The 12329-nt window shown below is 67.0% G+C and carries 10 protein-coding genes; 4 read left to right on the forward strand and 6 right to left on the reverse strand.

Going from position 1 to position 12329, the window contains the following annotated elements; genetic code table 11:
* Entirely contained in the window at positions 1-2358 is a 2358-nt protein-coding gene (gene ovoA / locus J7643_08550) for a 5-histidylcysteine sulfoxide synthase (protein MBO9540626.1), read from the reverse strand.
* Between the two features lie 238 nt (positions 2359-2596).
* On the opposite strand from ovoA, the gene J7643_08555 reads away from it, so the two are divergent.
* Positions 2597-3295, forward strand: a complete 699-nt coding sequence (locus J7643_08555) for a pirin family protein (protein MBO9540627.1) — start codon at positions 2597-2599, stop codon at positions 3293-3295.
* A 152-nt stretch (positions 3296-3447) separates the two neighbouring features.
* Positions 3448-3825 carry a helix-turn-helix transcriptional regulator gene (locus J7643_08560; GenBank protein ID MBO9540628.1) on the forward strand — a complete coding sequence of 126 codons (378 nt, stop codon included), beginning with the start codon at positions 3448-3450 and terminating at the stop codon, positions 3823-3825.
* Position 3826: 1 nt separating this feature from the next.
* Here J7643_08560 and rsgA read toward each other — a convergent pair whose 3' ends face one another.
* A complete protein-coding gene (rsgA, locus tag J7643_08565; protein MBO9540629.1) occupies positions 3827-4840 on the reverse strand; it encodes a ribosome small subunit-dependent GTPase A in 1014 nt (337 codons plus the stop codon).
* Positions 4841-5113: 273 nt separating this feature from the next.
* Complete coding sequence (locus J7643_08570; protein MBO9540630.1) at positions 5114-6625, reverse strand: S8 family serine peptidase; 1512 nt, start codon at positions 6623-6625, stop codon at positions 5114-5116.
* A gap of 284 nt (positions 6626-6909) precedes the next feature.
* On the opposite strand from J7643_08570, the gene J7643_08575 reads away from it, so the two are divergent.
* Entirely contained in the window at positions 6910-7809 is a 900-nt protein-coding gene (locus tag J7643_08575) for an NAD-dependent epimerase/dehydratase family protein (GenBank protein ID MBO9540631.1), read from the forward strand.
* Between the two features lie 155 nt (positions 7810-7964).
* Positions 7965-10595 (forward strand): valine--tRNA ligase, encoded by a 2631-nt coding sequence (locus J7643_08580; protein MBO9540632.1) that lies wholly within the window; start codon positions 7965-7967, stop codon positions 10593-10595.
* Positions 10596-10664: 69 nt separating this feature from the next.
* Here the strand turns inward: J7643_08580 and J7643_08585 are convergent, their stop codons facing one another.
* From J7643_08585 to J7643_08595, 3 genes are read right to left on the reverse strand one after another with little or no spacing between them, the layout of a single operon-like run.
* Positions 10665-11435 (reverse strand): RNA methyltransferase, encoded by a 771-nt coding sequence (locus J7643_08585; GenBank protein MBO9540633.1) that lies wholly within the window; start codon positions 11433-11435, stop codon positions 10665-10667.
* Positions 11432-11869 (reverse strand): ATP-binding protein, encoded by a 438-nt coding sequence (locus tag J7643_08590; GenBank protein MBO9540634.1) that lies wholly within the window; start codon positions 11867-11869, stop codon positions 11432-11434. Before J7643_08590 ends, J7643_08585 begins: the two co-directional genes overlap by 4 nt.
* A 5-nt stretch (positions 11870-11874) precedes the next feature.
* A complete protein-coding gene (locus tag J7643_08595; GenBank protein ID MBO9540635.1) occupies positions 11875-12225 on the reverse strand; it encodes an STAS domain-containing protein in 351 nt (116 codons plus the stop codon).
* Positions 12226-12329 lie beyond the last annotated feature (104 nt).

The raw sequence follows: 12329 nt of genomic DNA on the forward strand, positions 1-12329 counted from the left end.
CTACTTCCGACGCCAGAGCATCGCGTGCGACACGATGTACTGGAATTTGCGGGCGTGCTCTCGGATGACGAGCGGCACGTCCTCTTCTTTGATCAGCTCGAACTCGTCTTCAAGCATCGCGCGCAGGGTGTCGGCGGCACGGACGCGCTCGCCGTTCCGCTCGAAGCCGCCGAGCCAGGCCTCGGGCGAGGTGAACTGCTCGAGCCAGGTGTAGGGCGAGACGATGAGCAAGAGCCCGCCGGATCGCACCAGGCCGCGGGGCCCCCCCAGGCGCGAGAGGCACGCGCGCGGGCTCGGCAGGCGGCACAGCAAGTTCGCCATCAGGACCGCGTCGAAGCCCTCGTACTCGGCGGGCAGCGCGCAGGCGTCCGCCTGGCGGAAGGTGGTCCGCTCGCGGGCGATCGCCGGGTCGATCACGGCCGTGCGGGGAGTCATGAGCTTCCCCTCGTCCTTGCGATCGTAGTCCAGGCGCCCGTCGCGACGCAGGGTGTCGGCCGCGTCGATGAACGACTTGGAGAGGTCCACCCCGGTCACCGCGTCGAAGTGCCGCGCCAGTTCGAAGACCGCCCCGCCGACGGCGCAGCCCACGTCCAGGGCCTGCCCGCCGTTGATCCCTTCCTCGCGCGCCGCGTCATTGAGCATCCGGGCGCAGCGCTGGGCGAAGTCCACCGCGTCCCGGGGGCCGAAGGCATAGGGCATCACGTCCTCGGGGGCGCCGTAGTGCATCAGGAGGTACTCGTTGAGCAACTGGCGCGTCTCGTAGACGTCCTCCTGGCCACCCTCGGCGCCGAGCTTGACCGCGCCGCCGTCACCCGCGGCGCGCACCGGCCTAAAGCCCGCGAACTGGTAGAAGTGGGGCCGGAAGTGGAACCTGGCCCAGATGCTCGCCTCGTCCCCGGTGCTGACGAAGGATCCGCCCAGCAGCATCTGATGCTTACCGTCGTAGCAGGGAACGCTGAAGTCCTCGTAGAGCGGATCGAGCTTGGATCCTTGCAGCGGGTTGAAGTGGTCCTCGCACCACTGCCACACGTTGCCCATGGCATCGTGCAGCCCCTCGGCGGTCGGAGCGAAGGCGTCGACCGGGGACGCCGAGCCGTAGGCGAGGTTGAGGTTGAGGCCTTCGCTGCGGGCCATGGCGCTGCCCGCGTGCGCCATCACCGGGTCGCGCCGCGTGGCGCGATCGAGGCCGCGCATGGCGCTTGGGCGCATCAGCTGGTGCTCCGCCTCGCTCGGCAGACGGAGCGCGGTGCCGCCCTCGACCTCGCTGCGCCAGGCGCAGTAGGCCTTGGCCTCGAAGTAGTTGACCTCGGCGGGCCAGCTCCAGGGCATCTCGCGGGTCTCAAAGCAGGTCCGCAGCTTGAAGCGGTGGAGGCCCGACGGGCCGTCCGGCACCCAGAAGGTGGGCCACTTGGCGTTGCGGAAGGTCTTCCACTGCCAGCCCTCTTCGGACCAGTACCGGCGCTCGCGGTAGCCGCCCGCCTTGACGAAGGCCCAGAACTCGCCGTTGCTCACCAGGTAACGGCTCGCCGAGAAGGCAGCCACCGTCACCCGGCGCTCGCCGTACTCGTTGTCCCAGCCGAAGGTCGGCCACTGGCGAGGCTTGCCCAGCACGACGTCGGCGCCGCCGACGTCGTGCCAAGGATTCTCGGGGTAATCCCTGCCCGCCTGGGGTTCGGGAATCTGGGGACCGAAGGCCGTCGGGTGGTCGGAAGGCCACTGGGCGGGGCGCTGTACCAGGGACAGGGGCAGCTCGCGGATGAGGACCGAGGAAGTCTCCAGGTGGATCCGCTCGTGCTCGAAGCCCATCAGGAGGGCCCAGAGGGGGCTTGCCTGCGAGAGGGGGCCGTCCAGGTCGGGATGCGTCTCGAGCACCTCGCGGACGATGCCGTAGACCGTGCGGCGGTAGGCGTTGACTTCCTGGATCGAGGGCCAGCGGCGCTCGTTCTTGGAGAGGTCGTCCCAGGACATCTCGTCGACGCCCGTCTCGAAGAGGTGCTCGTAGTCGGCGTTGAGCGCGCTGCCGATGAGCCCCGCGAGGCGCAGCTTGTTGATGAAGAGCACCGCCGGATGGCAGTAGTAGAAGATGAGCGGATGGCGCAAGTTATGGTAGGGCGGCCGGTAGAAGGCTTCCTCGCTCGCGAGCGCCGAGAAGAGGACCTCGGTCAGGGTCCAGGTGTTGTCGAAGTAGGCGAGGGCCTCTTCGCGGGTGCAGCGGCTGTAGTCGAGCAAGGGCAAGGAGGTGATGACCCCCTCGGCGTCCACCCCCGGGCAGCGGCCGTGAATCGGCGGCTTGCCGGTCCACCACCAGTCGGGGCGCGCCCCTTGCAAGGTCTCGTCTTCGAGGCGCCCCAGGTTGATGCGCCAGGGCTCGCTGGCCTCGTGCGTCGCAGCGGCGGCAAGGCTCGTATCGGTCGTCGGGGAGAAGGGATTGGTCTGCAAGAGAAGGCCTCCTCAGGGTCGGCACGGCGGTCTCACGCCGCTCTGTGCTCCATCATACGCCCCAGGACAAAGGGACAGAAGGTGCTTGACATTTAGTTCGTGTTAGAACTAATATTGAGTTGATTCTACCTAGTACCGAAAGGAAGGGTAAGCCACCATGCTAAAGATCCGCAAGAGCCAAGAGCGCGGCCACGCCAATCATGGCTGGCTCGATTCCTACCACACCTTCTCGTTTGCCGACTATTTCGACCCTGCGCACATGGGCTTCTCGGCGCTGCGGGTGATCAACGAGGACCGCGTGGAGCCCGGCCAGGGCTTCGGCACGCACCCTCACCGGGACATGGAGATCGTGACCTACGTCCTCGAGGGCTCCCTCCAGCATCGGGACAGCATGGGTAACGGCTCGATCATCAAGGCCGGCGACATCCAGTACATGAGCGCGGGCAGCGGCGTGACCCACAGCGAGTTCAACCCGTCCGCGCAAGAGGGTTCGCACTTTCTCCAGATCTGGCTGATGCCCAATCAGCAGGGTGGCGAGCCTCGGTACGGGGAGCGCAACTTCACCGACGAACAGAAGCGCGGCCGCTGGGTCTTGCTCGTCTCGCCGGACGGGCGCGACGGCTCGATCGACGTGCGCCAGGACGCCTCTCTCTTCGTGACCGTCGTCAAGCAGGGCGATCGCCTTCCCTACGCCCTCGAGCCGGCCCGGCGGGCGTACCTGCACGTGGCCCGGGGCCGGGTCACGGTCAACGGCACTCCCTTGGCGGCCGGTGACGGGGTCGCCGTCGCGGACGAGTCGGAACTCGTGCTCGAATCGGACGATTGGGGCGAAGTCCTGCTCTTCGACTTGCCGTAGGCCTCGAAGGCCCGCGTCGATTGATGCTTCGAGCGCCCGCCCTGATAGGGAAAAGGGGCGCTCGTGGTATAGTTGATGCGGGCGAGTGGGGCTCTTCGGCGCACCGTCGATGCGCGAGCCGGCTTGCCCAGGGAATTGCGGGCAGGTGACGAATGGCGAGCCACATCCAACCTGATAAGCGAGAGAGCGATCCGGTCTGCCAGGTCTTCCACCGGGCGATCGAGATCATCGGTCGGCGCTGGACCGGGGCGATCATCTTCGCCCTCATGAAGCGCCCGCGCCGCTTCTGCGAGTTCCGCGAGGCGGTGCCCGATCTCAGCGATCGCCTCCTGACCGAGCGCCTCAAGGAGCTCGAGGAGTGCGGGATCCTCGTGCGCGAGGTCTCGGCCACCCGTCCCATTCAAGTGCTGTACCGGCTGACCCCCAAGGGGGAGGCCCTCGATCCCATCTTCTGCGCGCTCGGTGACTGGGCCCGGAGCTTCGATGCGAATGACGCCCCCGCCGCAGCGGAGGCGCCCTCGCTTTCTTGAGCTAGCGCTCGCGGCCCTCGTAGTGGCGCTTGAGGTGGCTCGTGAGCTCCTTGATGCGTTGCTTACGCGAGCGCTCCGCGTTCGCGTCGACCTTCGCGAGCTGGTAGGCCGCCTCGCGTTCGAGCTTTCGGAAGCTCGCGAGGCGCTCGGCGTCGAGCACCCCGGCCTCTAGCGCCGTGCGCACGGCGCAGCCGGGCTCCGCGTCGTGTCGGCAATCGCGGAACCGGCAGCGCGCCGCGAAGGCCGCGATCTCGGCGAAGGTCTCCTGGATCCCATCGCCCCCCTCCCAGAGCTGCAACTCGCGCATACCGGGCGTATCGAGCGCGAGCGCCCCCGACGGCAACAGCACCAGCTCACGCCGGGTGGTGGTGTGCCGCCCCCGGTCGTCGCCGTCGCGCACGGCCTGCACCTGCTGCCGATCGCTGCCGAGTAGCCGGTTGAACAGGGTCGACTTGCCCGCCCCGGACGAGCCCAGGAGGGCCACCGTCTTGCCGGGACGCAGGTACGTGTCGAGTGCTTCGAGGCCGGTGCCTGCCGAGGCGCTCAGCGCGTGCACCGGCACCCCCGGCGCGATGGCGCGCACGGCTTCGCACCGCGCTTCGACGTCGTCGCACAGGTCGGCCTTGGTGAGAAGGACGACCGGGGTGGCGCCGCTCTCCCAGGCGAGGGCGAGGTAGCGCTCGATCCGGCGCAGGTTGAAGTCCAGGTTGAGGGCGTTGACGAGGAAGACCACATCGACGTTGGTCGCCACGATTTGCTCGTGGACGCCCTTGCCTGCAGCGTTACGAGAGAACTTGCTCGTGCGCGGCAGGACCTCGTGGATGAGGGCGCTCGTGCCGTCGTTGTGCCAGGACAGGCGCACCCAGTCCCCGACGGCAGGATGCAGGGCCTCTTTCGCTTCGGCGTCGAAGCGCAATTTACCGCTGAGGCGCGCTTCAACCTCGCCGTTTTCGGTCAAAAGCGAGTAGGCGTCTCGCGCTTGAGAAGCGACACGCCCGTAGGGACCGGGGTCCATGCCCTCGTAGGGCCACCCCAGTTCATTCAAGTTGTACAAGGAAACCTCCTGTGAACGATCAGGCGATCACAGGCGCGAGCCCTCGGGGGAGGTTGGTGGGCCTAAATCCGAGAGAACGCCTGGGACCGCATGGCGGTGGGCTGTTCGAACACAAGCGCAAGGACAGACATCGGCGATCTCCTCAAGATTAGGGAACAAAGGCATGCTCGCTCCGAGGGCCCGTAGGGTCAAGCCCCTTCGAGCATGCTCGAAGGGGCTTGAGGGAGTCAGGCTTTAGCGCGAGAAGGGCCAGCCGGGGAAGGGCATCGGCTGCCCGGCGCCGGGCTGATGACCAGGGGCCGGCCGGTGGCCATGACCGGGCTGATGCCCGTGACCAGGCCCGGGCCGCTGACCGTGACCAGGGCCAGGTTGGCCGGGGAAGGGCTGACCAGGGCCAGGCTGACCCGGGAAGGGCTGGCCAGGACCGGGTTGACCCGGGAAGGGCTGCTGACCACGACCCGGCGCGGGGTTCGGGCTCGGCTGCTGGTCTTGATCCGGATCCGGGGTGGGCGCGGGCTGCGGCTCAGGCAGGCTGCCGCCGCCGGCGAGCGTCAGGGCTCGGGCCACGTTGAGGCGCTTGATCCCGTTGCTGAAGCCGCTGGTGTTGTCACCGCTCTTGGTCAGGGCGTCGCGCACCTGCTGAGGGGTCAGCGAGGGGTACTTGGCGAGCAAGAGGGCCGCAGCCCCCGCGACGTGCGGGCTGGCCATGCTGGTGCCGGACATCTTCTTGTAGCTGCCGCCGGTGCTCGAGAGGATGTCGAGGCCGGGGGCCGCGATGTCCACCGAGCTTGCGTAGTTGGAGAAGACGGTACGCTTGTCCGACTGGTCCGTAGCGCCCACCGACAGGGCGTTGGGGTAAGCCGCCGGGTAGTTGGGGGTGCTCTTGTTGTCGTTGCCCGAGGCAACCACGCACAGCACGCCCTTGGCCGTAACCTTGTCGAGCGCGTCCTTGAGAACTGAGGCCTCCTGGGGACCGCCCAGCGAGAGGTTGATGACCCGAGCGCCCATCTCCTGGGCCTTGAGGATGCCCTGGGCGATCGCCGAGGTCGAGCCCGAGCCGTCGGAGCCCAGCACCTTGATGGCGAGGATCTTGGTCTTGTAGGCGACGCCGACCACGCCCTTGCCGTTGTTGCCGATGCCGGCGATGGTGCCCGCCACGTGGGTGCCGTGGCCCTGGTCGTCCATGGGATCGTTGTCGTTGTTACCGAAGTCGGGCCCCTTGATGACCTTGCCCGCGAGGTCCTCGTGGTTGTAGTCCACGCCGGTGTCGACCACTGCCACCGTCACGGCCTCATCGCCCGTGGTGGTGTCCCAGGCCTCGGGAGCCTGGATCTTCTTGATGCCCCAGAGCTGGCTGAGCATCGGATCGTCGGTCGTCGCCTGCGAGCGGATGTCGGTGGCGTGGTAGATGTAGTCGGGCTCGGCGTAGACGACGTTCGGATCATGGCGCAGCTTGGCGATCGTCTCTTCGACGGTGCTGCCCTCGGGCACGCTGTAGACGCGGGTCTCGCTCAGGCCTTCGACGGCCTGAACCATCCGCATGCCCTGGACCGCCCGGGAGCCCGTGCCGTTCTTCATCTTCACGACGACCTTGCCGGCAACGGCCGGGGCGGGGCGCGAGGCGCCCGGCGTTGCCAGGTTCGCGCTCGGGGAAATGGTGCCGGGCGTGGTGGCGCAGCCGGCGAGCCCGCCGAACGCCAGTAGCGTCCCGGAGAGCGTGAGCAGGGATAGTTTACGATTGAACAAGCAAGAGCTCCTTCGCTGGATGTGGGGAGTTAAGGGAAGTGGGACGGCTAGATTAGTGGGCAATGGCGTCCCCCTTCTGCGCTTTACCCTCCCGAGATGATGCGATTACCGCGCGACTGAGGGTTAAAATTTGGATAGCCCTCTGGCAGGCCTTTGAAGGGAGGGCCCGCGATCGGGGCCCCATCGGCCTGAGCGCCACGTATCCGAGAGGACGAGGGTTTTCAATTGTTCACAGCTTTCAGGGGGGCTCTGATACAATGACGGCTTCCAACGAAAGGACGCCGATGATGGATTTGAAGGGCAAGTCGATCGCCGTGACCGGCGCGAGCGGATTCTTGGGCGGGTACGTGGTGGACGTGCTGCGCGCGCGGGGCGCGAAGGTGGTGGGCGTGGTGCGCAATCCACTCAAGGTGCCGGATCTCGCCGAGCGCTGCCATGAGATTCGAAAGGCCGACCTGATGGACCCGCCGGCCCTGAAGGCGGCGTTCACGGGGATGGACGCGGTCGTCCACACCGCTGCCCTCTACAGCCTGACCAAAGGGGGATGGGAGGAGAACTTCCGCCCCAACCAGCTCGGTACCGAGCACACCTTCGAGGCCCTGCGCGAAGCCGAGGTCCGGCGCGTCGTCCACATCAGCACCGTTGGGGTCTACCGCCGGCAGCTTGGGTACGCCCACGAGGACGACCCCAAGCTCGAACTCAAGGATCGCTTCACCGCCGGGGCCTACCGGACCACCAAGGCCCTGAGCGAGGCTTTGGCTTGGCGCCTGAGTGCCGACTACGGCCTGGACCTGACCGTCTTGCGGCCTTCCGGGATCTACGGCGCCCACGATCCCAACTTCATGCCCCTGGTGCGTCGCCTGACCCGCCTGCCGCTCATGGTGGTGCCGAAGCTCGTGTTCCCCTTCGTCTACGCCAAGGACGTGGCCGAGGCGGCGGCTCGCGCCCTCGAGTGCGAGGTCTCCGTCGGCGAGGCCTACAACACAGCGGGCGAGGCCCGATCCACCTGGGAGTTCTTCGAGGCCTGGAAGGAAGCGAGCGGTAAGGGGCCCGCCCTTGCCCTCCCTCTTCCCCTACCGGCGCGGATCGCCTACGACAACGGCAAGGCCTTCCGGGACCTGGGCTGGCAGAACTCGAACCTGGTCGAGAGCCTGCGCGAGGTCTTCGCCGTCGAGCCGGCCTGAGCCACCAAGACGCAGTGAGCCCCCGCTTTCCTGGGAGGGAGCGGGGGCTCTGTGTTAAAATATCCTTGATTTCGGCGTTAAATTTGCGCCTACAACCCGCTGTCCCGCACGATTTCGGAGGCTCCATGGAACCCACCACGACCGCCGCCCCACAGATGTCTACCGCTTACGAGCCCGCCGCCGTCGAGCCCAGGTGGAGCGATCGCTGGGAGGCGCTCAACGTCTTCAAGATGGACATGGATCCGGCCAAGAAGCCCTTCTCCATCGTCCTGCCCCCTCCGAACGTGACCGGCTCCTTGCACCTGGGCCACGCCACCAACGGCACCATCCAGGACGTGCTGTGCCGCACGCGCCGCATGCAGGGCTACGGCGTCCTCTGGCAGGGCGGTACCGACCACGCCGGCATCGCCACCCAGAACGTGGTCGAGCGCAAGCTCCGCAACGAAGAGGGCAAGAGCCGCCACGACGTGGGCCGCGAGGCCTTCATCGAGCGGGTCTGGGAGTGGAAGGAGCAGTCCGGCAACACCATCGTCAACCAGTACCGCAAGATGGGCGCGTCCATGGACTACAGCCGCCTGCGCTTCACCATGGACGAGGGCTACACCAAGGCTGTCCGCAAGGCCTTCGTGCACCTCTACGACAAGGGCCTGATCTACCGCGGCAACCGCATCATCAACTGGTGCCCCCGCTGCCTGACCTCGCTGTCGGACCTCGAAGTGGTCTACAAGGAGTCGGACAGCACCCTGTACCACGTCCAGTACGCCCTTGAGGACGGCTCGGGCTCCATCACCATCGCCACCGTGCGCCCCGAGACCATCCTCGGCGACGTGGCGATCGCCGTGCACCCCGAGGACGAGCGCTACGCCGCCATGGTCGGCAAGAAGGTGCGCGTCCCCATGACCGATCGCCTGGTGCCCGTCATCGCCGACACCCACGTGGAGCGCGAGTTCGGCACCGGTGCCCTCAAGATCACCCCCGCCCACGACCCGGCCGACTACGAGATCGGCCAGCGTCACGGCCTGCCCAGCATCGACGTCATGACCCCCGAAGGGACCATGAGCGAGGCGGCCGGTGCCGAGTGGGCGGGAATGGACCGCTTCGAGGCGCGCCAGGTCGCTGCCAAGCGCCTGCGCGACGAGGGTGTCCTGGTCAAGGAAGAGGCCTACCGCAACAACGTCACCCACTGCGATCGCTGTTCGACCGTCATCGAGCCGCGCCTCTCTGACCAGTGGTTCGTCGCCATGCAGCAGCTCGCCGCTCCCGCCATCAAGGTGGTCGAGGACGGCAAGGTGGACTTCACGCCCGATCGCTGGAAGGGCGTCTACCTCGACTGGCTGCGCAACATCCGCGACTGGTGCGTCTCGCGTCAGCTGTGGTGGGGCCACCGCATCCCGGTCTGGACCTGCGAGGACGGCCATGCCCACGCCTCGGTCACCGACCTGACCCAGTGCCCGACCTGCGCGAAGCCGACCGAGCAGGATCCCGACGTGCTCGACACCTGGTTCTCGAGCGCCATGTGGCCCTTCGCCACCCTCGGTTGGCCTGAGAAGACCCCCGAGTTCGACTACTTCTACCCGACCAACGTGCTCTCGACCGCGCGCGACATCATCTACCTGTGGGTGGCGCGCATGGTGTTCATGAGCATGGAGTTCGAGCACGAGATCCCCTTCCAGGACGTGGTGATCCACGCGACCATCCTGGACGCCAAGGGCCAGCGCATGAGCAAGTCCAAGGGCACCGGGGTCGATCCGCTCGAAATCATGGGTAAGTACGGCACCGACGCCTGCCGCTTCTGGTTCGCCGGCGCCGGCACCAGCGCCCAGGACGTCCGCTACACCGAGGACAAGCTCGAGGCGGGCCGCAACTTCGCCAACAAGCTCTGGAACGCGAGCCGCTTCGTCCTCATGAACCTGCCCCAGGGCTTCAAGACCGACGTCGCCCAGGTCGCGCCCGAGCGCCTGGACATCGCCGACCGCTGGATCCTCAGCCGCCTGCAGCACACGGTGCAGACGGTGACCGAGGCCGTCGACGCCTTCGCGCTCTCGGATGCGACTACCGCCCTCTACGAGTTCGTCTGGAGCGAGTTCTGCGATTGGTACCTGGAGCTCGCCAAGCCCCGCATGCGTGAAGGGGACGAGGCGGTCAAGGCCGTGCTGCGCGAGGTGCTCTCGACGGTGCTGCGCCTTTTGCACCCCTTCATGCCCTTCATCACCGAGGAGATCTACGCGCAGCTGGTCGCTCAGGAGCTGGTCGCTCCCACCGAGACCCTGCTTGCGACCCAGTGGCCCGCCGACCAGGCGTCGCTGCGCAACGAGGCCGTCGAAGCCGAGATGGCGCTCGTCATGGAGGTCATCCGCACCGTCCGCAACATGCGTGCGGAGCTCGGCGTGCCCCCCGCCAAGAAGGCCGAGCGCCTGGTGATCTTCGGCAAGCAGCATGAGTTGCTCGCCCGCATGAAGGACACCATCGGCCACCTCACCCGCTCGGAAGCGGTCGAAGTGGGTGCCGAGCCGGTCGAGATCGCCCAGGCCGCCTCGGGTGTCGCCGGCGAGAATACGATCCTGCTGCCTCTCGAGGGTCTGCTGGACATCCAGAAGGAAGTCGAGCGCCTCAAGAAGGAGCAGGGCCAGCTCACGGGCGAGCGCCAGCGCCTGGAAGGCCAGCTCTCGAACGAGGCCTTCGTCTCGAAGGCTCCGGCCCACGTGGTGGACAAGCTGCGGACCCGCATGGGCGAGGTGGATGCGCAGCTTACCACCCTCGCGCAGCAGATCGAGCGCTGGGCGTAGCTTCCTGTCTCAAACGCATCGGGCCTGCCCTTTTGGGCAGGCCCGATGCGTTTTGAAAGGGAGAAGAATTCAGGGACGGCGCTGGCGCAGGGTCTCGTAGAGGCAGACGGCGGTTGCGATCCCCGCGTTGAGCGATTCGGCCTGGCCCGGCATGGGGATGGAGACGGCCTCGGTCGCAAGCCCAATCATCTCGTCCGAGAGGCCCGCGCCCTCGTTGCCGACGAGCCAGGCGACCTTGCCCTTGAGGTCCAGGTCGTAGAGCGAGCGGTCGGTCCGTAGCGCGGTGGCGTAGACGGCGACCCCCTGGGCCTTGAGGCGTGACAGGTCGTCTTCCAGCGAGGGGCGCACCAGCACCGGCAGGTGGAAGAGCGAGCCCATGGTGGCGCGCACCGCCTTGGGTGAGTAGGGATCGACCGTGCCGGGTCCCACCAGGACGGCGCTCGCGCCCACCGCGTCGGCGGTGCGAATGACGGTGCCCAGGTTGCCAGGATCCTGGAGGCTGTCGGCCACCACGAAGAAGGCGTTCTCGGGCACGGGCACCGTGGCGGCGGGGGCGGGGATCTTGGCGATCGCCACCACCCCCTCGGGGGTCTCGGTGGTCACGAGCTGGTCGAAGAGGCGCTCGGCGACCAGCGTCGTCGGGACGCCGTCGAGGGTGCCGTACTTCGCAAGCCAGCTCTCGGTCACGAAGGCCTCGACGAGCGGCCAGCCGCTCTTGAGGGCTTCCTGGACGAGCTTGGTGGTTTCGAGGAGGAAGAGGCCCGCTTGCTTGCGGCCCTTGCGGGTGTGAAGGGCGCGCAGGGCCTTGAGCTTGGGGTTCTGGAGGCTGGTGAGGATCAAGGTTTGGCGGTACTCAGGTACTTGACCAGCCGGACCTCGTTCTTGAAGCCGGGCTGGATGTGGTAGTCGACGTGGTCCATCAGGCTGCGCATCAGGAAGATGCCGAGCCCCCCCACCCGGAACTCGGCCAGGTGCTGGTCGAGGTTGGGCGGCGGCACCGCGATCGGGTCGAAGGTCGAGCCGCGGTCGGCGATCACCACGGTGAAGGCGTGGGGGTCGGTTTGGATCGAGAGGTGCAGGCCGACGTTCTGGCTGTGCTGGGGGTAGGCGTGCTCCATGACGTTGGCGCAGGCTTCGTCCACCGCGAGCTCGATGCTGTCGATGGCCTCACTGGAGAAGCCCATGCTGGCTGCCTTCTCACGAACGAACGCGCGGATCCGCGAAAGGTTCGCGGTATCGCTGCGGAACGTCGCTTCGAAGCAGCCGTCGGACATTGCCTTTAACTCTCTTGGAAGGCGGCGATCGCCTCGCCGCGGGAGTCGTAGATCTCGAAGAGCTTGGTGAAGCCGAGCAGGTCGAAGATCTTGAAGACCTTCTGGGGCAGTTGCACGACCTTGAGGTCGCCGTGGTTTTGCCGGAAGTTGCTGATGGCCCCCATCAGCACGCCGAGACCGGCACTCGAGATGTAGTCCATGTGCTTGCAGTCGAGCACGACCTTGTAGTGCTGCTGGGCGACCAGGTCGTTGAGCAAGCGCTCGAGCTGCGGAGCGGTGTGAGCGTCGACGAACCCCTCGGCCTTCACGAAGGTGATGTCGCCAGCCGTTTCGACGCTTTGCCTAAAAGCTTCCAAAGTTGAGAACCTCTGATGATGAGCCGGAGAGGGGGCACCCGTCCCATTATACGCGGCCTTCGCCGCAAAACCACAGCTTCGGGAACGGCGGAAAGTCGGCGACG

The organism is bacterium (assembly GCA_017744355.1).
Lineage (GTDB): Bacteria > Cyanobacteriota > Sericytochromatia > S15B-MN24 > UBA4093 > JAGIBK01.